The 19667-nt window shown below is 73.2% G+C and carries 21 protein-coding genes; 4 read left to right on the forward strand and 17 right to left on the reverse strand.

Annotated features, from left to right (window positions below; all coding sequences use genetic code 11):
* Position 1 precedes the first annotated feature (1 nt).
* Both KVF89_RS05710 and KVF89_RS05715 read right to left on the reverse strand, forming a co-directional pair.
* The gene (locus tag KVF89_RS05710; RefSeq protein WP_257424144.1) at positions 2-595 is read right to left on the reverse strand and encodes a hypothetical protein; all 594 of its coding nucleotides are present in this window, start codon (positions 593-595) and stop codon (positions 2-4) included.
* Positions 595-1194 (reverse strand): RNA polymerase sigma factor, encoded by a 600-nt coding sequence (locus KVF89_RS05715; RefSeq protein ID WP_257424146.1) that lies wholly within the window; start codon positions 1192-1194, stop codon positions 595-597. The genes KVF89_RS05710 and KVF89_RS05715 overlap by 1 nt, the downstream gene beginning before the upstream one ends.
* Before the next feature lie 519 nt (positions 1195-1713).
* On the opposite strand from KVF89_RS05715, the gene KVF89_RS05720 reads away from it, so the two are divergent.
* Positions 1714-1839, forward strand: a complete 126-nt coding sequence (locus KVF89_RS05720) for a hypothetical protein (protein ID WP_257424148.1) — start codon at positions 1714-1716, stop codon at positions 1837-1839.
* On the opposite strand, the gene KVF89_RS05725 is transcribed toward KVF89_RS05720, so the two are convergent.
* From KVF89_RS05725 to KVF89_RS05750, 6 genes are all read right to left on the reverse strand, one after another.
* Entirely contained in the window at positions 1836-3215 is a 1380-nt protein-coding gene (locus KVF89_RS05725; protein ID WP_257424150.1) for a helix-turn-helix domain-containing protein, read from the reverse strand. The two genes, KVF89_RS05720 and KVF89_RS05725, sit on opposite strands and share 4 nt — an antisense overlap.
* A 333-nt stretch (positions 3216-3548) precedes the next feature.
* Positions 3549-4481, reverse strand: a complete 933-nt coding sequence (locus KVF89_RS05730) for a Ppx/GppA phosphatase family protein (RefSeq protein ID WP_257424152.1) — start codon at positions 4479-4481, stop codon at positions 3549-3551.
* Complete coding sequence (locus tag KVF89_RS05735; RefSeq protein WP_372497862.1) at positions 4474-5001, reverse strand: DUF501 domain-containing protein; 528 nt, start codon at positions 4999-5001, stop codon at positions 4474-4476. The genes KVF89_RS05730 and KVF89_RS05735 overlap by 8 nt, the downstream gene beginning before the upstream one ends.
* Entirely contained in the window at positions 4998-5606 is a 609-nt protein-coding gene (locus KVF89_RS05740) for an FtsB family cell division protein (RefSeq protein ID WP_257424156.1), read from the reverse strand. The genes KVF89_RS05735 and KVF89_RS05740 overlap by 4 nt, the downstream gene beginning before the upstream one ends.
* Positions 5607-5627: 21 nt before the next feature.
* On the reverse strand, positions 5628-6920 hold the full coding sequence (gene eno / locus KVF89_RS05745) for a phosphopyruvate hydratase (RefSeq protein ID WP_257424157.1): 1293 nt from the start codon (positions 6918-6920) through the stop codon (positions 5628-5630).
* A 90-nt stretch (positions 6921-7010) separates the two neighbouring features.
* Positions 7011-7712, reverse strand: a complete 702-nt coding sequence (locus KVF89_RS05750; RefSeq protein WP_257424158.1) for a ferritin-like fold-containing protein — start codon at positions 7710-7712, stop codon at positions 7011-7013.
* A 334-nt stretch (positions 7713-8046) separates the two neighbouring features.
* Between KVF89_RS05750 and KVF89_RS05755 the strand changes: the two genes are divergently transcribed.
* Positions 8047-9534, forward strand: coding sequence for a DEAD/DEAH box helicase (locus tag KVF89_RS05755; protein ID WP_257424160.1), 1488 nt, complete (start codon positions 8047-8049; stop codon positions 9532-9534).
* Between the two features lie 73 nt (positions 9535-9607).
* Here KVF89_RS05755 and KVF89_RS05760 read toward each other — a convergent pair whose 3' ends face one another.
* From KVF89_RS05760 to KVF89_RS05770, 3 genes are all read right to left on the reverse strand, one after another.
* Positions 9608-10471 (reverse strand): exonuclease/endonuclease/phosphatase family protein, encoded by an 864-nt coding sequence (locus KVF89_RS05760; RefSeq protein ID WP_257424162.1) that lies wholly within the window; start codon positions 10469-10471, stop codon positions 9608-9610.
* Positions 10472-10568: 97 nt separating this feature from the next.
* Positions 10569-11327, reverse strand: a complete 759-nt coding sequence (locus KVF89_RS05765; protein ID WP_257424164.1) for a L,D-transpeptidase — start codon at positions 11325-11327, stop codon at positions 10569-10571.
* Between the two features lie 6 nt (positions 11328-11333).
* Positions 11334-12125, reverse strand: coding sequence for a ParA family protein (locus KVF89_RS05770; RefSeq protein ID WP_257424166.1), 792 nt, complete (start codon positions 12123-12125; stop codon positions 11334-11336).
* 69 nt (positions 12126-12194) lie between these two features.
* Between KVF89_RS05770 and KVF89_RS05775 the strand changes: the two genes are divergently transcribed.
* Complete coding sequence (locus tag KVF89_RS05775; protein WP_257424167.1) at positions 12195-12956, forward strand: SDR family NAD(P)-dependent oxidoreductase; 762 nt, start codon at positions 12195-12197, stop codon at positions 12954-12956.
* A gap of 169 nt (positions 12957-13125) precedes the next feature.
* On the opposite strand, the gene KVF89_RS05780 is transcribed toward KVF89_RS05775, so the two are convergent.
* The 5 genes from KVF89_RS05780 to KVF89_RS05800 all read right to left on the reverse strand — a co-directional run bounded on the left by KVF89_RS05780 (position 13126) and on the right by KVF89_RS05800 (position 17744).
* Entirely contained in the window at positions 13126-13734 is a 609-nt protein-coding gene (locus tag KVF89_RS05780) for a MarC family protein (RefSeq protein ID WP_257424169.1), read from the reverse strand.
* On the reverse strand, positions 13731-14603 hold the full coding sequence (locus KVF89_RS05785) for a PHP domain-containing protein (RefSeq protein WP_257424170.1): 873 nt from the start codon (positions 14601-14603) through the stop codon (positions 13731-13733). Before KVF89_RS05785 ends, KVF89_RS05780 begins: the two co-directional genes overlap by 4 nt.
* 35 nt (positions 14604-14638) lie before the next feature.
* On the reverse strand, positions 14639-16348 hold the full coding sequence (locus tag KVF89_RS05790) for a bifunctional lysylphosphatidylglycerol flippase/synthetase MprF (protein ID WP_257424172.1): 1710 nt from the start codon (positions 16346-16348) through the stop codon (positions 14639-14641).
* A 75-nt stretch (positions 16349-16423) separates the two neighbouring features.
* Positions 16424-17122 carry a DUF6758 family protein gene (locus tag KVF89_RS05795; protein ID WP_257424174.1) on the reverse strand — a complete coding sequence of 233 codons (699 nt, stop codon included), beginning with the start codon at positions 17120-17122 and terminating at the stop codon, positions 16424-16426.
* 61 nt (positions 17123-17183) lie between these two features.
* Positions 17184-17744, reverse strand: coding sequence for a histidine phosphatase family protein (locus tag KVF89_RS05800; protein ID WP_257424177.1), 561 nt, complete (start codon positions 17742-17744; stop codon positions 17184-17186).
* Positions 17745-17799: 55 nt separating this feature from the next.
* Between KVF89_RS05800 and KVF89_RS05805 the strand changes: the two genes are divergently transcribed.
* Complete coding sequence (locus KVF89_RS05805) at positions 17800-19002, forward strand: MFS transporter (protein ID WP_257424178.1); 1203 nt, start codon at positions 17800-17802, stop codon at positions 19000-19002.
* Between the two features lie 90 nt (positions 19003-19092).
* Here the strand turns inward: KVF89_RS05805 and KVF89_RS05810 are convergent, their stop codons facing one another.
* Positions 19093-19665: a hypothetical protein gene (locus KVF89_RS05810; RefSeq protein WP_257424180.1), complete on the reverse strand. Its 573-nt coding sequence runs from the start codon at positions 19663-19665 to the stop codon at positions 19093-19095.
* Positions 19666-19667: the final 2 nt, after the last annotated feature.

Here is a 19667-nt window from a genome sequence, read left to right on the forward strand (position 1 = left end):
CTCAGCGACGGAGGTCGAGGGTCGCGCGCACCCGGGTCGGCCCCGACGTGAGCCACAGCTCGTCCACGTCCACCGGCACCCCGCGGGCATCGAACCTGCCGTCGGCGGTCGTCCTGGCCGCTCGCCGGAGGTCACCGTGGGCGAGGAACGCGAGGTCCACGCCACGGGATCCGGGCGCGAGCATGACCAGGCCCTGGACGTCGACCTCGCCGACGCCCGCCACGGTGGCGTCCAGGACGAACCGGCCGAGCTCGCTGTCGAAGGCCAGGTGCACGCCACCGTCCTCGGCCGAGCGCACGCCTGCGGCCAAGCCGGTGCGCGCGTCCCGCAGCAGCCATGCGTCGGACCAGCCGTCGCCCCGCATGGGATGGTGCAGCTGGTCGAAGACGTCGCGCAGCCGGGCGCTGAGCTCCGGCGGCGGCTGGCTCAGCGGCATCGAGCCGGCGTCCTCGAGGAAGGCGCGGATCCACGCGACGCTGGCCGCCGTCGCCGGGTCACCGGACGCGACGTACGACGCGACCGCCTCGGCGGCCTCGTCGGGGAGACGGCCCTCGATCCAGTCGAGCAGCTCGGTGAAGGTCGGCCGGACGGTCATCATGCCTCCTCCCCCATGATCGCGCGGAGCTTGTCGAGACACCGGCCGCGCAGGGGCCCGATGCCTCCGATGGACCGGCCGAAGCGTTGCGCGATCTCGGCATAGCTCGGGGCGTCCGGCTCGAAGTAGAGAGCGATCAGGAGCTCGCGGCAGGTCCCGCCGAGGGTGGCGAGAGCCTCGTGGAGGGTCGTGGTCGCCGCCCAGTCGGCGAACGGGTCGGTCGCGCCCTCCGGTGCCGCCTCGAGCGTGGTGGTGCGCCGGCTCAGGTTGCGGGCGCGCCAGGCCTGGCGACGGGCGACGGTCATCAGCCACGACGCGATCTTCTCGTCGTCGCGGAGCCGGTCGAGGGCATCGACCAGGGCCACGAACGTCGCCTGGGTGACGTCGGCCGCGTCCTCGGCGCCGAGGCCGTTGCGCAACGCCACGGTGTAGACGAGCCGCTCGTAGCGGCCGACCAGCTGGTTCCAGGCCTCCCCGTCGCGGCGCCGGCATCGGCGCAGCAGGTCGGAGTCGGTGACCACCTCGCTGTGGCGAGGGGGCGGGTTACCGGCCCGGCCGGTGGGCCGGAGCTCGGTGACGCGAGCCTGGGGCTCGCTCAATGACGTCATTTTTCGGGTCCCCAAGAGAAGTCATGGAACGCACCCACATGCGTTCCGGAGATGGGAGAGCCCACGCCAGGTACTGCTGCGATCCGCCCGAGAGAGCTGTCGGTTGGACCCGGCCGGCGCTGGCCCTCGGGTCGTTTCGACCATAAGCGGCAGATCGCGGCGCCGACAACCCTCGGTCCGGCTCTCCACACCCCGCCGGATCAGACCGGCACTCGCGATGCACCAGTGCTGTGTGACCGTCTCCGCGCCTCGTCGTCCCTCGCGCCGCCGCTCCGGCCGCCGAGGGCCCCGAGACCCCCCGGCGACACCTGGAGCTCCCGCCCGAGCCGAGTGCGTCGCCACGATCGCGGCACCCGAAGCCGCGGCTCTCCTCGTGCCGGCGTCTGGGACAGGAACCTAGCACGGGATCGCCTCCCGGGATTCCCGAGTTGACCAAGATATGACAATCTCGATGGCAAATCCGCGATCGGGCGTCCCGCCCGCCGCACTCCCCCCCGAAGGAGAACCCCGATGAAGACTCGCAAGATCCTCGCCGCCACCGCCGCCGCCCTCGCCGCCACGCTGGCGGTCTCCCTCGGCACCCCGTCCCAGGGTGCGTCGGTCGTGATGGCCGATCGGCCGTCCGGCTGCTGCTAGGAGGCGTCCTGGCGGATCCGGCTCGCGCGGCGGTCGCCGCCGCGCAGCCGGAGGCCGCTGGCGCTCGCCGCCGCCTTGAAGGCGGCGTGGGCCTCGGCGCCGGCACCCAGGAGATCGAACAGCTCCGCCAGCTCGCACCAGGCCTGGGCGACCCATCGGTCGGTCCTCGTCAGGGCGGAGAGGAGGGCGGCCGCCTCGCGGCCGACCTCGAGCGCCTCGCCGGTGCGGCCGAGCTCCGCGAGTGCGTCCCCGTGCGCGATCGCCGCCTCGGCCGCGCCGAGGGAGGCCTGGTCGGGGTTCGCCTCGCGCGCCGCCACGACGACGTCGAGCGCCTGCTCGGGGCGACCGTCCACGATCAGCGCGTGCGCCAGCACCACCTGCGCCTGCGCGATCTCGGCGCGCGATGCGCTGGTGCCGCGCAGCTCCTCGTTGGCGCGCTCCAGCTGCACGAGCGCACGAGGGGCGTCCGGCGGATCGAGTGCGAGCTGGAGCCGGCCGAGCTCGAGACGCAGCCGAGCGAGGTTGCGCGTGTCCTGTCCCTCGCCGAGCAGGCCGAGAGCACGGGTCGCCAGGGCCAGCGCGGCCTGCGTCTCGCCACGCTCGGAGTAGACGATGCTCGCGTTCCAGTAGGCGGCGCTGCGTGCCGTCGGCGACGCGACCTCCTCCGCGAGCGCGATGGCCTCCGTGCAGATCCGGGTCGCCCGATGGAGGTCGCCGCGCTCGATGTAGGCGAGCGCGACGGTCATCGCCAGCTGCACCGCCTCGTCGCTGCGCTCCAGGCCGCCGTCCGCGATGACGGGGCCGATCCGGTCGCCGACCTCGACGGCGAGATGGAGGTCGCCCGCCTCGCGATAGCACCGGCTCAACGCGATGCCGCAGCGCACGGCCGCCAGGCCGTCGACGTCCGCGAACAGCGACTCCAGCTCGAGGATCGCCTCGTCCAGCTGACCCATCGCCTCCAACGCCCGGGCGACGACGAACCGTCCCCGGGTCGTGAGGTCGGGGATCGACGCTCCCTCGGCGCGCGCGAGCGTCTGCCGGGCCTGGTGCTCGGCGTCGACCGCCTCACCGTTCTCCAGCGCGAGCTCGGCGTAGCTGAACCCGAGGCGGATCTCGTCGATCTCCTGCTCGGAGGCGCCCGCCACGAGCTCGCCCACCGACATCCCGAGGCGCTCGCTGATCACGGTGATCGCCGCGACGGTCGGCCGCCGGCCTCCCGACTCGATGCGCGAGACATAGCCGACGGAATAGTCATCGCCGGCGAGGTCCGCCTGGTTGAGCCCCTGGGCCACCCGCGCCGAGCGCACCCGCGAGCCGAGGACGACCGGGTCGACCGTCCTCAGCAGCTGCGCCCATCGCGCGTCGACTTGACTCACGAGGATGCATGCTAGGCGAACCCTGATCGCCTTCGCTGGCAAACCGTCTCGGCGACGCCCCCCGCGGCGGGTGATCTTCCGGGGGACGACGGGTTCTCCGGACCAGGTGGGGCGACGGTCGGCCATGCCTCGGAGGCGGTCCGTCAGGCGCCGCCGCGGCCCTTCCCACGCCCGGCACCGGGCGCCCCGCCGAACGGCCGTCGCCACCACGAACGGCACCCGTCGTACCCTCGAACCGGCGAAAGTAAAATCTTCCGGAAACCTCCGCGGACCGACACCGGATATGAGAATGCGCGAGCACGAGGTGGCCTGACGGCGTGGCCGTACCCCCGTTCAGCGCACCAGCGACCAGGCGATCCCGTCGAGGATGTCGGTCTCGGCGACGGTGATCGAGGCGACCGAGAGCCGGTCCAGCACCCGGGAGACGATGAGCGCGCCCGCGTCGATGACGTCGGCGCGCCCGGGATGCATCCAGCCGAGGCCGCGGCGCTCGGCGACGCTCATTGCGAGCAGGCGCTGGACCTGTGCCTGCACGTCCGCCACCGCCAGCTCCCGGCCGTGGATCAGGGCGCGGTCGTAGGCGGCGAGGCCGAGGGTGCCGGCGGCGATCGTCGTGTTGGTGCCGGCGACGGCGAGGACGGAGCGGGCGGCGGCGGGGTCGACCGGACACCCGTCGAGCGCGGCGTCGACGTCGGCGACCACCGCGGCGATCTCCTCGCGCGTGAGCGGGTCGTGTCGCACGTGGCGCTCGTGGAGCCGCACCGAGCCGATGTCCATCGAGTGCGCCACGCTCGGACCGGTCTCCGGGTCGCCAAGGATGAGCTCGGTCGAGCCGCCGCCGATGTCGACGACGAGCGCGGGGCCGCGCACCTCGACCGCGGCCGCGGCGAGACCCCGGATCGCGCCGTCGAAGGCCAGCCGCGCCTCCTCCTCACCGGACAGCACCTCGGGGTCGGTGCCCAGGCGGGCGCGTACGCCGGCGGCGAACTCCGCCGCGTTCGAGGCGTCCCTGGTCGCCGACGTCGCGCAGAACCGGATCCGCTCCGGGCCGACGCCGGCCGCGCGGATGAGGGCGGCGTACTCGTCGAGCGCCGCCCAAGCGCGCTCCAGCGCCTGCGGCGCCAGCCGTCCGGTGGCATCGACACCCTGGCCGAGCCGGATCATCCGGCTCTCCCGGCGCACGCCGTCGGGCTCGCGGGCGGGATCGCCCACGAGGAGCTTGATCGTGTTGGTGCCGCAGTCGACCGCGGCGACCGGGTCACTCACCGGCGGGATCCGCCGGCGTCACGCAGGGCCCCTTGGCCCACCAGTCGCCGAGGATCTCCAGCACCTCGTCGCCGAGCGGGTTGACCCCCGGCCCGGCGGCCAGCGCGTGGCCGGCCAGCACGTGCAGGCACTTCACCCGGTCGGGCATTCCGCCGGCGGAGATGCCCTCGATCTCGGGGACCTCGAAGCCACCGGCGGCACCGACGGCAGCGCGGTCGGCGAGGTACGCCTCGTGCGCCGCCCGGTACGCCGCGGCGAGCTCGGGGTCGGAGCCGAGCCGCTCCTGCATCTGCTTCATCAGACCCGACGCCTCGAGCGTCCCGATCCGGGAGCTCACCCGCGGGCAGGTGAGGTAGTAGGTCGTCGGGAACGGCGTCCCGTTGGGCAGCCGCGGCTGGGTGGCGACCACGTCCGGGTTGCCGCACGGGCAGCGGTGCCCGATCGCGTGCACCCCGCGCGGCGGCCGGCCGAGCTGGGCCGCGATGACCGCCTCGTCACTGCTGGTCATGGCGTCGGTCACTCGGACAGGTCCTCCTGAGGCGCCTGGATCTCGTTCTTGGGGGCACGCACCTTCGTCGGCGGGTTGCCCGCGATCTTCATCGAGTCCCACGCGTCCTCGTACCAGGTCCGCTGGTCCGGGTCGGCCACCTGGGCCGGGTCGCCGAGCTCGGCGGCGGTGTCGAGGGGCTCGCCGTTCTCGTCGACCACGACGAACGGCGTCTCGCCCCGGGCGACGTACCCGAACCGGGCACGGGCCTGCTGCGCGACGTACGCCGGGTCCTCCCAGCGCCGCTTCTCGTCCTTGAGGTCGTCGATCTTCGCCTCGCGCTCGGCGATCTGTGCCTGCAGGGCCTCGATGCTGCCGCGCTGTTGCAGGTACGCCCGCAGCGAGGACGCGTAGGAGACCGCGAGCACCGCGAGGACGAGCACCAGGACCGCGGCGCGGCTGGTCAGCCGGGCCTTCTGCTGGTGCTCCGTGCGGGCGCGGGCCAGCGCCGCCTCACGCTCGCGGGCGGCCTTCTTCCGCTCGGCCTTGAGGCGCTCGGCGTAGCGCGGCCCGGACCGTCCCTGCGCGGGACGGCCGGGCTTGCGCGACGTACGACGGTCGCCCGGTGTCACAGCCATGGCGGCTCCTGGTGGAAGTGGTCAGCCCTGGTAGCGGGGGAAGGCGGCCGCGCCGGCGTAGCGGGCGGCGTCGCCCAGCTCGTCCTCGATGCGGAGGAGCTGGTTGTACTTCGCGACCCGCTCGGACCGGGCCGGGGCGCCGGTCTTGATCTGGCCGCAGTTGGTCGCGACCGCGAGGTCGGCGATCGTGGTGTCCTCGGTCTCGCCCGAACGGTGGCTCATCATGTTGCGGAAGCCGTTGCGGTGGGCCAGCTCGACGGCGTCGAGGGTCTCGGTGAGCGAGCCGATCTGGTTGACCTTGACCAGCATCGCGTTGGCCTGACCACCGGTGATGCCGCGCTGCAGCCGCTCGACATTGGTGACGAAGAGGTCGTCGCCGACCAGCTGGGTCTTAGTGCCGAGCTGGTCGGTGATGGCCTTCCAGCCGTCCCAGTCGTCCTCGTCGAGCGGATCCTCGATGCTGACGATCGGGTACGACGCGACGAGGTCGGCGTAGTAGGCGGTCATCTGCTCCGCCGTCTTCTGCTCGCCCTCGAAGGTGTAGGCGCCCGCCCCCGAGTCCGACGCGGCGAAGAACTCCGAGGCCGCGACGTCCAGCGCGAGCGCGACGTCCTTGCCGAGCTCGTAGCCGGCCTTGGCGACGGCCTCGGCGATGAGGTCGAGCGCGGCCCGGTTGGACGGGAGGTCCGGCGCGAAGCCGCCCTCGTCGCCGACGCCGGTGGCCAGGCCCTTGTCCTTGAGCACCGACTTGAGCGCCTGGTAGACCTCCGCGCCGACGCGCAGCGCCTCGCGGAAGGTCGGCGCGCCGATCGGCGCGATCATGAACTCCTGGATGTCGACGTTGGTGTCCGCGTGGGCACCGCCGTTGAGGATGTTCATCATCGGGACCGGCAGCAGGTGGGCGTTGGGGCCACCGACGTAGCGGTAGAGCGGGAGGTCCGCCGAGTCGGCCGCGGCGCGGGCGACGGCGAGCGAGACGCCGAGGATCGCGTTCGCGCCCACCTGGGCCTTGTTGGGCGTGCCGTCGACCTCGAGCAGGGTCTGGTCGATCAGCCGCTGGTCGGCGGCGTCGAGGCCCTCGACGGCCGGGCCGAGCGTCTGGATCACGGCGTCGACGGCCTTGCGGACCCCTTTGCCGGCGTACCGGTCGCCACCGTCGCGCAGCTCGACCGCCTCGAAGGCGCCGGTCGAGGCACCGCTGGGCACCGCCGCGCGGGCGAAGGACCCGTCATCGAGCAGGACCTCGACCTCGACGGTGGGGTTGCCGCGGGAGTCGAGGATCTCGCGTGCTCCGACGGCTTCGATCGCTGCCACGTGTACTGCTCCTGGAGTCGGGGACGGGCTCGTCGCGGTCAGCCTAGACCGAGGACGGCCTCGGACCGGGCAGCACCCACCGGGCGTGGCTCACGCCTCGAGGCCCAGCTCCGCCATCCGCGCCAGGTGGCGCTCGGTGAGCCGGGTGAACATCCGGCCCATCGCGGCCAGGTCGAGACCGGGCCGGTCCACGCCACCGGCGAGGAGGGCGGTGAGTGCGTCGCGGTCGGCGGCGACCCGCTGGGCCTGGGTCAGCGCCTCTCCCATCAGCCGGCGGCCCCACAGCGCGAGCCGGCCGCCGAGGCGGGCGTCCTCGGCGATGGCGGCCCGGACCCGGTCGACGACGAAGGTCGCGTGACTGCCCTCCTCCATCGAGGAGACGACGAGGTCACGGGTCTCGGGGTCGAGATAGGCCGCGATCTCACGGTAGAAGTCGTTGGCGAGCCCGTCCCCGACGTACGCCTTGACCAGGCCCTCGTACCAGTCCGCCGGCGCCGTGTGCCGGTGGAACTCGTCGAGCGGCGCGCGGAACGGGAGCATCGCCGCGAACGGGTCGGCGCCGAAGGCACGGATCCGGTCGTGGAGGGCGTGCACCTTGGTCAGCTCGCCGCTCGCCATCGTCGCCAGGTCGACCTTGTCGGCCAGGGTCGGCGCCAGCTTGGCGTCCTCCGCGAGCCGCTCGAACGCGGAGATCTCGCCGTAGGCGATCGCCGCCAGCAGGTCGATCACGGCCTCTCGGTAGGCCGGGTCGGCGTCGGCGGTCGGGACGCTCGCGTCGGCGGATTCAGCCATGCGCCGAGCGTACAAGTCGGGTTCGGTCGAGCGCGCCTCCGCCACGACTTCGGGCAGCGAACCGCCGCCGATGGCCCTCGTCTCGCCGCCGGCTTGTAGACTCGATAACGGCGAGAGCCTGTCCGCACCCTCCCGGGACCGCGACGGCCCGCCCGGGCACCCGCCCACGTATGTGCGCGGCTGAGTGTGAACAGCCGCATTGATCTGGCGCCTGCCGACCGGCTGACGACACTCACCGAAAGCGAACAGAACACTGACTTCCAACGACACCACCGCTGCGTCCACCCCTGTCACCGACGCCGCGGAGGGCCCGACCTTCCGCGACCTCGGTGTCATGCCGCTGATCTGCGACGCGCTCGACCGCGCCGGGATCACCCACCCGTTCGCCATCCAGGAGATGACCCTCTCCGTCGCGCTCATGGGCACCGACCTGATCGGCCAGGCCCGCACCGGCACCGGCAAGACCCTCGCCTTCGGCATCCCGGTGATCCAGCGCAGTGTCGCGCCGAGCGACCCCGACTACGCGGAGATCCCGCAGGGCAAGCCGCAGGCGCTGATCGTCGCGCCGACCCGCGAGCTCGCCCTCCAGGTGTCCAGCGACCTCGAGATCGCCAGCCGTGACCGCGGCCTGCGCGTCCTCACGATCTACGGCGGCGTCGGCTACGAGTCCCAGATCGAGGCCCTCGAGACCGGCGTCGACATCGTCATCGGCACCCCCGGTCGCCTCATCGACCTGGCCAACCGCCGGGTCCTCGACCTGTCCCACGTGCACGCGCTCGTGCTCGACGAGGCCGACGAGATGCTCGACCTGGGCTTCCTCCCCGACGTGGAGAAGCTGCTCCGGATGACTCCCGAGACCCGGCAGACCATGCTGTTCTCGGCGACCATGCCCGCCGCGATCGTCTCGCTGGCCCGCATTCACATGCGGCACCCGATGAACATCCGCGCCGAGTCGTCGTACGAGAACGCGACGGTGCCGGCCACCGCTCAGTTCATCTACCTCGCCCACGACCTCGACAAGCCGGAGATCATCGGCCGCCTCCTGCAGGCCGAGGACGCCGACAAGATGATCGTCTTCACCCGCACCAAGCGCCAGGCGCAGCGGGTGGCCGACGACCTCGTCGAGCGCGGCTTCAAGGCCAGCCCGCTGCACGGCGACATGGCCCAGGTGGCGCGGGAGAAGGCGCTGACCAGGTTCCGCGAGGACAAGATCAAGGTCCTCGTCGCGACCGACGTCGCTGCGCGCGGCATCGACGTCTCCGGCGTCAGCCACGTCGTCAACTACACCTGCCCCGAGGACGACAAGACCTATGTCCACCGGATCGGCCGCACCGGCCGCGCCGGCGCGTCGGGCATCGCGATCACGCTGGTCGACGCCACCGACGTGCACCGCTGGAAGATGATCAACAAGGCCCTCGACCTGCCCTTCGACGAGCCGATCGAGACCTACTCCACCTCCGAGCACCTCTTCCACGACCAGGGCATCGCACCCGGCACCAAGGGCCGGATCGTTCCGCCGGCCCCGCCGGCACCCAAGGCCGACCGGGGCGACCGCGGCGACCGGGGCGACCGCGGCGAGCGGTCGGGTGAGCGGGGCGGCCGCTCCGGCGAGCGCCGCTCCGCTGAGCGCACCCGGACCCGGACCCGGACCCGGACCCGGAGCGGCCAGCCCGTCGAGGGTGGCGCCGCGGAGCAGACCGGCGCCACCACCACCGCCGCCGAGGGTTCCGAGGGCGGCAACCGCAACCGGCGCCGCCGTCGCCGCGGCAGTGGCGGCGGGTCCGCGCCGGCCGCCGACTCCGCGTCGACCCCGTCGGCCTGACGACTGATCAGGACCTGACGGAACGCGAACGGAGCCCGGGCTGTGCCCGGGCTCCGTTCGCGTTCGCTGGTACTCAGACCTTGGGCGGCAGCGGCTCCACCCAGACGTTGCCGACCAGCATCGGGTGGTCGCTGATGCCGTTGTAGACCTTGCGGTAGTCGCTGAACTTCGTGCCGGTCCAGGTCGCGAGCATCCAGTCGGGCCCGGCCTTGGGCGGCACCGGACAGGGGTTGCGCTTGGTGCCACCGAGCGAGACCAGGTCGGTGGCCTTGGCCACCCGCTGGCAGAACTCGACGCGCTCGTTCATGTCACCCATGACCAGCACCGGCTTGCCCTTGGCGCCGAGTCGCTTGATGAGCTTGATCTCGCGCACGGTCGAGATGTCCCGCTCGGCCTCGAGGCCACCGGGGGCGTTGTGGATCGCCACGACGTAGACGACGCGCTTGGTCGTGCGGTGCTTGAGCTTGACCCACGGGATCGCCCGCATCTTGCCCATGGACGGCCGGTAGATCTCGCCCTTCTCGAGGGCGTCGTACTCGCCGGTGTGCCAGGCGATCTGGATCGCGCCGCTGAAGTTGTCGAGGGTGCGGCGCGGGTAGAACTTGAACCGCGGCAGGCGGTTCTGCAGCACCTTCAGCTGCGACTGGTGCACCTCCTGGAAGGCCACGACGGTGCGCTTGTTGCTCTGCACCTCGGTGGCCGCCCGGTGCGCCCGGGTCGCGCCGCCGGGTGCCATCGAGGCGGTGAGGATGTTGAAGGACATCGCCCGGATCTCGAAGCCGCCACCCTTCTGGGAGGTGGCCGGGTCCGGGACCGTCACCGGCTCCGGGTTCGAGGGCGCCGCGACGGACTGCGCGGGCGCGAAGGTCACGGCGAGGGTCAGGACCGTCAGCGTGGCGACGGTCGTGGCGAGGTGCTTTCCGAGGTGGGCGAGCATCCGGGCACCCTAGACAGACGCCCCCCGGACAGGGCAAATCGTGCCCGGCCCGACCTGGGGCTGCCGAGGCGCCTGGGGCTGGTGGGCTCAGCGTGGCTCAGACGGTGACGACGACCTTGGTGCCGATGGGCGCGAACTCCCACATCGCGATCGCGTTGGGTCGTGCCTGGCGGATGCAGCCGTGCGAGAGCGGGGTGCCGAGCTGGGCGATCGTCTGCACCGGCTCGCCCTCGTCGACCGGGATCGTGTGGAACCCGATCGCGGCCCCCTGCGTGCCCTGGGTGAACCGGACGAAGTACTCCATCGTGCCGGAGTCGTCGATGCCGATCGCGTTGCGGCTGCGGGAGTAGACGGCATAGGTGCCGGGCTCGAGATTGTCGTAGACACTGCCCGAGACGAGGTAGGTCCGCTCGACCGAGCCCGCTCCGTCGACCAGCCAGACCCGCTGCCGCTCCTCGCTGAACACCACCCGGCGGCCGGTGCCGGACGCCGCCGGCAGCTCGGTCGAACCGGACTCCGCCGCGATCGGGGTGCCGGCGTCGGCGAGCTCGCCGTTGACGGGACCGTCGAGCGCGAGGGCCTTCTCCGGATCCGGGGTGTCCTCGCCGGCCGGCCGGTCGGCAGCCGGCGAGCCGGTCGCGGACGAGCCGGCACCCGACGAGCCGGCACTCGACGAGCCGGCGCCCGACGAGCCGGCCGCGGCGGGCCCGCCGCTCGTCGGCAGTAGTCCGAACCCACCGGCGACGGCCACCGCTGTCACCGTCACCGCCGCGGCGACCGCGCCGATCCGGCCGTACCGCGGGCGGGTCCGGGCGCGGTGCCGGCCGCTCCCCCGGCGTACTGCGTGCTTCGCCACGGCGCCTCAGCGCCCCGCGCGGACGAGGAGTGCGGAGGCGACCTCGCGATAGGCCTGGGCGCCCTTGCTCGTGCGACTGGTCGCGAGGATCGAGCGTCCCGCGGCCGGCGCCTCGGCGAACTTGATGGTCTTGGGGATCGGCGGCTCGACGACCTCGAGGTCGTAGGTCTGCGAGATCGTCTCCAGGACGGTCCGCGCGTGGGTGGTCCGGCCGTCGTAGAGCGTCGGGAGGACACCCCACACGGCCAGGTCGCGGTTGGTGAAGCGGCGTACGTCGTGGACGGTGTCGAGGAGCTGTCCGACGCCACGGTGCGACAGCGTCTCGCACTGGAGCGGGATGAGCACGCCCTCGGCCGCCGTGAGCGCCGCGACGGTGAGCACGCCGAGCGAGGGCGGGCAGTCGAGCAGGACCCAGTCGTAGCTCCGGCCACTCTCCCGGAGGTCGTCCATCACGGCGCGCAGGACGTGCTCGCGGCCGGTGCGGGTCAGCAGGTCCGCCTCCGCGCGGGCCAGCTCGATCGTCGCCGGCAGCAGGTCGACGCCGTCGTCGGTCTCGATGATCACCTCGCCGACGGCCGTACCCTTGGTCAGCACGTGGTGGATGGACAGCTCCAGGTCCTCGGGGTCGATCCCCAGCGAGAAGGTCAGGCAGGACTGCGGGTCGAGGTCGACCAGGAGCACCGACTGGTCCCGCTCCGCGAGGGCCGCGCCGATCGAGGCGACGCTGGTGGTCTTCGCGACGCCACCCTTCTGGTTGGCGACAGCGAGGATCGTGGGGGGAGCCGGCACGCTGTTCATCACCACCATCATGCCGGATGCCCTGCGGCGCGTCCCCGCACCGGGCCGCCGGACTCCTACTCTTGCGACATGCCCACCGCCCTCGTCACCGGCGCGACCGCCGGCATCGGCCTGGAGTTCGCCCGCCAGCTCGCCGCCCGCGGCCACGACCTGGTCCTCGTGGCCCGCGACGAGGCCCGGCTCGCGGCCGTCGCCGAGGAGCTCGGCTCGTCGTACGGCGTCGCGGTGGAGGTGCTCCCCGCCGACCTGACCGCGCCCGACGCCCTGGCGCGGGTCGAGACCCGGCTGGCGGACCGCGCCGCGCCCGTCGACCTGCTGGTCAACAACGCCGGGTTCGGCCTCAGGCGACGCTTCCTCGACAACCCGGTCGACGTCGAGCAGGCCCAGCAGGACGTGCTGGTCCGCGCGGTGCTGCGGCTCACCCACGCGGCCCTCGGCGGCATGGTCGAGCGCCGGCACGGCGGCGTGATCAACGTGTCGAGCGTCGCGGCCTTCCTCCCCCGCGGCACCTACAGCGCGGCGAAGGCGTGGGTGAACTCGTTCAGCGCCTGGGCGCACCAGGAGTACGCCGGGCAGGGCGTCACGGTGATGGCGCTGTGCCCCGGCTTCGTGAAGACGGAGTTCCACCAGCGCCTCGGCATCGACCGCGACTCCTCCGCCCCCCGGCTGCTCTGGCTCGAACCCGAGCGGCTGGTCCGCGACGCCCTCGCCGACTTCGACCGCGGTCGCGCGATGTCGATCCCCTCGAAGCGCTACAAGACCATCGTCACCGCCAGCCGCCTGGTCCCCCGCTCGGCCCTGCAGCGACTCCAGTCCCTCGGCCGCAAGTGACGTTGAGTCGTCGCATCTGACCGGTCGAGTCGTCGCATCTGACCGGTCGAGTTCGACTCCGATGCAGAACTCGGCAACCGAGCAGGTCAGAAGTGACGACTCATGGAGTCAGATCTGACGACTCAACGGGTCAGATGCGACGACTCAACACTTCAACAGGGCCAGCAGTTCAGCCTTCGCCGGCGATGAAGGCGCGGACGGCGTCGGCGACGAGCTGGACGGCGATGGCGGAGAGCAGGAGGCCGGCGATCCGGGTGACGAGCAGGACACCGCCCTCACGGATCAGGCGGAGGATGGGCAGCGAGTAGCGCATCGCGGCCCACAGGGCGAGGTGGACACCGATGACGCCGAGAGCGACCGCGATGCCGTCGCCCCAGGTGTCGATGTCCTGCACGAAGAGCATGGTGGCGACGATGGCGCCGGGGCCGGCGAGGAGCGGCGTGCCGAGCGGGACCAGCGCGATGTTGGCATCGGTCGATGCTGTCATCGCCTCCTCCTTGCCGGTCAGCAGCTCGAGCGCGACGAGGAGCAGCAGCAGGCCGCCGGCGCATTGGAGGGCGGGCAGGGAGATGTGCAGGTAGTTGAGGATCTGCTGGCCGAAGAACGCGAACAGCGTGATCACCAGGAAGGACACCGCCACGGCCTGCCAGGCGGCGCGGCGGGCCGTGGCCGGACTGCGACCCGCGGTGAGCGACAGGAAGATCGGCACCGTGCCGACCGGGTCCATGATGACGAAGAGGGTGACGAAGACCTCCACGAGCAGGACGTACTCGATCATCGGCGTTCCCGTCCGACCAGGCCCGTCGGGGAGCCGAGGGCGGCGGCCCGCTCGAGGATCCGGTCCAGCTGGCCCGGTGCGGTCGTCTCGCTGCCGAGGTCGTGCCCGGTCTTGCCGGTGCCATGGTGGTCGCTGGCGCCGGTGACCACCAGACCGAGCCGGGCGGCGATCCCCCGCAGCCCGGACCGGGCCATCCGGTCGTGGTCGAGGTGGTCGACCTCGATGCCGCTGAGCCCGGCACCGGCCAGGTCGGCGAACGCCGCCTCGTCGAGGACCGCCGCGGAGCCCCGACCCCACGGGTGGGCGACCACGGCGACGCCGCCGGCTCCGGTGACCAGGCCGAGCATGGTGACCAGGTCGGCGGCGTACCGGTCGACGAAGGCCGGGCCGCCGTCGTACAGGTACCGGGCGAACGCCTCGTCGCGGTCCCGCACCGCGCCGAGTCGCACCAGCAGGTCCGCGACGTGCGGCCGTCCGGTGACCCGGTTGTCGGGGCTGACCTCGGCCAGCGCCTCCTCCGTCACCGGGATGCCGAGCTCCCGCAGCCGGGCGAGCATCCCCGGCACGCGGTCCTCCCGGCCCACGACGATCCGGTCGAGCTCGGCCCGCAGTGACGGGTCGTCGGGGTCGGGGAGGTAGGCCAGCAGGTGCACACCCGCGTCGCGGTAGCGGGTGCTGATCTCGATCCCTCGGACGAGGCCGATGCCGGCCTCCTCGGCGGCGGCGGCCGCCTCCCCCCAGCCCGCGGTGGTGTCGTGGTCGGTGAGGGCGACGACGTCCAGCCCGGCCACGGCCGCGGCCCGCACCAGATCGGCGGGCGACGCGGTGCCGTCGCTGACGCTGGAGTGCGTATGGAGGTCGATCGTCACCGTACGAGGCTAGTGCCCGCGCGCGGTCCAGGACGTCAGGCGGCGACCTTCACCTGCTCGGTCGTCCGGTCCGGGACGGTGACCCCGGCGGGCGGTGCGGGCCGGGCCGGGCGGGTGAGGTGCGTTCCGACATCCCGCGTCGCGGGGGTGACGAGGTAGGCCACCAGGACGGCGGCGCCGATCCGGGGCAGGTCGGCGAACGAGCGGTAGGTCAGGTGCAGCGGCTCGCAGCGGGGCGAGAACTTCGCCTTGAACGCGTGGAGGGAGGCGAACCCGTACAGCGGCTCGAGCACCCGGGCCGAACGCTCGAGGCCCCGCTGCAGCCAGCCGTCCGGCTCGCCCGCGCTGCGCGCCAGCGGCGCCGCCGACAGCGACACGACCCGGGCGCCCTCCTCCCGGAAGGCCAGGCACGACTCGGCGATCAGGAACTCGATCACCGGCCGGAAGCCGTCGTCGGGCCGGCGCATCAGGTCCAGGGTCCACCCGTCGACACGGCCGCCTCCCCCGTGGACGGGCAGCCACGAGAGGAACCCGTGCACCCGGTCGTCGGCGTCGAGGGCCAGCGCGACCCGCACCCGCGGGTCCATCGCGTGGTCGACCCCGCCGAGCGTGAAGCCGAGCTCGGGGGTCCGCTGACGCCGCAGCCAGCCCTCGCTGATCGCCCGGACCTGGGCGACGACCCGCGGGTCGGCGTCGGCCAGTACGACGAGCTCGAAGCGGATGCCGTCGCGGGCAGCGCGGTTGCGCGCCGTACGGACGTCCTGCCACCTCTTCCCGCGGAACTCCAGCCCGGGGAGGTCGAGCAGGGTGTCCTCACCGATCTGCAGGCTGCGCCCGCCGATGGCTCGCGCGACCCGCCCGCTGACCGCGAAGTGACTGGGGATGAGGTGCTCGTCGGCGCAGAAGGCGGCGAACGTGGCCGGTGCGCGGTCCCGCCAGCCGGCCGTGCCGATCGGGTCGCCGAGGGCGAGGGCGATGCCGAGGTGGCGACGGTAGGCGATGTACCCCTCGCCCCGCGGGTCGTAGAAGTAGCGCACGCCCGGCCACGTGGTCATCCACGAGATCGAGCCGCCGCCCTCGCGTTGCAGGTGACCGACGGCCCGGTCCCGGTTGACGACGGGGCTGCGCCGGGGGCCGATCGCCGATCCGATCAGCAGGCCGCCGGCGACCGCGACCAGGTGGACGACGTCCGCGAGGTGACCGACGGCGAGGAGCGCGACGACCGCGTAGCCGACCAGCGCGCCCCGGGCGACCCGGCGCATCGCGGTGCCGAGGAAGGCGGTCATCGCCGCTCCGACGGCCAGCGCCCCTCCCGAGGGCCCCACGTCCAGGGCCTGACGGAGGGACTCCGGGCCGACGGCCAGGATCAGCGCGCTGGCGACCAGCACGCTGCCGACCTGGGTGCCCAGCCACAGCAACGCGGTCCGTAGCGTGCCGAGCCGGGGCTCGGCGTAGCCGACCGCGACCCCGAAGCTCAGCAGCACGGGCAGGTAGCACCAGGGCGCGATGGCCAGCAGCGGCCCGGTGAGCACGGACCACCAGCGGCCGCCCTCGAGCGCGCTCGGTCCGTAGGCGAGGTCCCGCGCCCAGGCGTGGCCGAGTATGTCGCCGGTGAGGGCGCCGGTGCCGAGCCCGACCACGACGATGAGGAGCAGTCCGAGGGCGGTGAACGGCCGGCGCCGCACCGCGGTGAAGCGGCGCGATGCGGGGAACGACTCGCGGGCGGTGGCTTCCTTGGCTGGCATGCCTCCAGCCTCGCCGGGCGGGGCCGTGAGGTCAGTAGCGCACCGACCCGACCTGGGGTGGTGCGTGCACCACCCTCACCAGGAGGGTGCGGGCCCGCCGAAGGGCAGGGCGACGAGCTGGGGTCCGGTGGTGGAGATGTCGCGGAGGATCCAGTCGTCGCGCAGCAGCAGCACCGCCGAGGCGGGACGCAGGATCAGCCACAGCCACCGGCCACCGGCCTCCCCGGCGAGCACGGAGCGGTCCCACTCCCCCGGCACGGCACTCACCGAGACCGGCCACAGGCCGACGGGGTACTTGTCGACCCGCACCCGGACCGGGGGCGGGCCGTCGCCGACCTCGTGCCCCGGGTCGAGGCGCTCGGGGTCCTCAGGCGCGCAGAGGCCGGCGACGCGGGCCCCGAAGCCCGTGCCGGGCTCCTCGCTGATCACCATCACGTCCACCGGCCCGTCGAGCTGGCTGGTCCCGGAGACGCAGGCCATCGTGGCGTGCGCGGTGTCGCCGGGGGTGACCACGGCCGCGAAGTCGCTGACCGTCCATCCGGGCCCGAGCGGCCAGGGCAGCAAGGTCGGGAAGAGCGGTCCCACGCGGCGCAGGTGGGAGGCGAACTCGTCGTACGACGACATGACCGGCCGCCAGAGCGGTACGACGATCCCGTGGTCCGGGCACGACCACCGACCGTCGCCCACCTCGGCCACCGGCGCGGGACAGCGCGGGCACTCCACGCGCACCCCGTCACGGCCGCCGTGGGGCGGCGCGGGCTCATCGGTCGGCATGTCCGACACCGTGCTGCGCCGCGGCCGGTTCGTCAAGCATGACGGGCAGGTCGGCGTGGGCTCAGCTGTTCCAGCGCAGCAGCACCGGTGTCTCCCGCTCGTGACCGAGCTCGGAGAGCGTGGCCGTGTCGAGCCGGAACAGGCGTCCGTCGGCGACGGGCAGGCCGAGCCACCGGGCGGCCAGCGCACGCAGCACATGGCCGTGGGCGACGACCAGGACCGGCCCTGCGGCGGCCCGGATCCGGGCGACAACCCGGTCGCAGCGGGCCGCGACGGCGGCCGCGGACTCCCCGTTGGGGGACGGGTGGGTCCAGACGGTCCAGCCGGGCACCTGCTCGCGGATCTCGGCCGTGGTGCGGCCCTCGTAGTCGCCGTAGCCCCACTCACGGAGGTCGTCGCAGACCTCCGCGTCGGGGAAGCCCGCGAGCTCGGCGGTGCGCCGGGCGCGCCGCAGCGGGCTGGTCAGGACCTCGGCGAAGGCGACACCCGCGAGCCGGGCGGCCAGCCCGCGCGCGACCTCCTCGCCCTCGGGGAGCAGGGGCAGGTCCGTGCGGGAGGTGTGCCGCCCGGACACGCTCCACTCCGTCGCGCCGTGGCGGGCCAGGAACGCGGAATCGGCCATGCGGACATCCTGCCAGTCGGGCGCGCGGCGGCCCCGACGGTGGCAGGATCCCGGCATGCCCTCGACCGACCTCCCGACCGGCACGCTGGCCCGCTACCGGCTGGCCGTCGCGCTCGGCTTCGCCACCCAGGGCTTCGTCTTCATCGGGCTCACCACCCGTCTGCCCGACCTCAAGGACCGCTGGGACCTGTCGGAGCTGGCGATCTCGGGGGTCCTGCTGGCGATCGTGCTGCTCGCGGGGGGCGGATCGGTGCTCGCGGAGCGGCTCGCCGCCCGGACGGCGAGCGCCCGGGTGCTGCGGGCCGGCCTGGTGCTGGTCGCGGGCGGTGCCGCGCTGATGCTCGCATCGCCCGTGTGGGCGGCGTACCTCCTCGGCGTCGGCGTGTACGGCGTGGGCCTGGGCATGGTCGACGCGACCACCAACATGCAGGCGGTCGCCCTGGAGCGGCGCTACGGCCGCACCATCCTCCCGAGCTTCCACGGCGCCTGGACCTTCGGCGGCCTGCTCGGCGCCGCCGTCACGCTCGCGACCGCGGACGTCGACCTCGCATGGACCGCCGTGATCGCCGTGGTCCCACTGCTCGCCGCCGGGGTGGCGTTCCTGCCCCGCGACGAGGGCACGGAGGCGCCGGGTGGCACCGGCGTGACCACCGGTCCGGCGATCCCGTGGCGGCCGATCCTCATGGTCGGCCTGGGCATGGTCGTGTTCTACATGGTCGACACCGCCGCGCAGACCTGGGGCGCCGTCTACCTCGACGACGTCGTCGACGCGCCCTCCCGTTGGGTCGCGCTGGCGACCCTGCCGTACCTGATGGCGAGCCTGGTGGTGCGCCTGGCCGGCGACTCCCTCGTCGAGCGGTACGGCGTCACGCCGGTCCTGCGCGTCGGCGCGGTGGTCGCCTGCGCCGGTCTGGTGGTGGTGACGGCCGCGCCGACGTGGCCGGTCGCCGTCCTCGGCTTCACGGTGACCGGCGCCGGCATCTCCGTCGTGGCACCGCTGAGCTTCTCGGCGGCGGCGCGGATCGCCGGCGGCTCGGTCGAGCGGGTGGACGCGGTGATCGCCCGGTTCAACCAGTTCAACTACGTCGGTGGCCTGCTCGGCGCGGTGCTGACCGGTGTCGTCGGGCAGGACGAGCTGCGGTTCGGCTTCGTCGTGCCGATGGTCCTGGTCCTCAGCCTGCTCCCCCTGGCCCGCTGGTTCGCCGCGCGCGGCGGATCCGAGGTGACGCCGACCCGGCGCAGTCTTCATCGGAATTGACGCCGACCCGGCGCAGATTGAAGTTCAATCTGCGCCGGGTCGGCGTCATCTCGGGCTTCATCTGAGCCGGGTCGGCGGAACCAATCGCGGTCAGCGCCGAGCGGTCGGCCGGCACACCCGGCACGCAGCCAGGTGCGCGTTGTCCTCGCCCACCGGGGCGAGGTCGTCGCGATGCGCGATCAGCGCGCAGTCGCGCCGGTGCATGGTGGTGCCGCCGCCCGCGACGACGGGGATCGCACCCACGTCGAGGCCATGCTCGTCGGTGCGCGCGGTCGTCGCCGTGACCTCGGCGAGCACCAGCAGCGTGTCGGCGAGCCGCTTCGACGACTCCCGGCCGTCGGCCGCGATCCGTGCCAGCCAGGCCCCGAAGTAGAGGAAGCCGCCGACGAAGGTCAGGCCGAGGCCGAGCATGCCGCCGGAGACGACGTAGGACATCTGGTCCCACTGGTACGGCGTGTTGGCGGCGCCGTACCAGCCCAGGATGATCACCACGATCCCGAGCGGCAGCATGATCGCGCCCGCCCAGAAGAGCACGACCTGGAGCAGGGCGTAGTGGTTGTCCTTGAGCGGCGCGATGCCGGAGCGGCCGACGGGCTCCCCCGCTCGTGGCAGGCCCTGCAGACGGCCGGCGCGACTGCCGGACGGGGTGGCGGCTGTGGTCATGG

Source organism: Nocardioides carbamazepini (assembly GCF_024614185.1).
Lineage (GTDB): Bacteria > Actinomycetota > Actinomycetes > Propionibacteriales > Nocardioidaceae > Nocardioides > Nocardioides carbamazepini.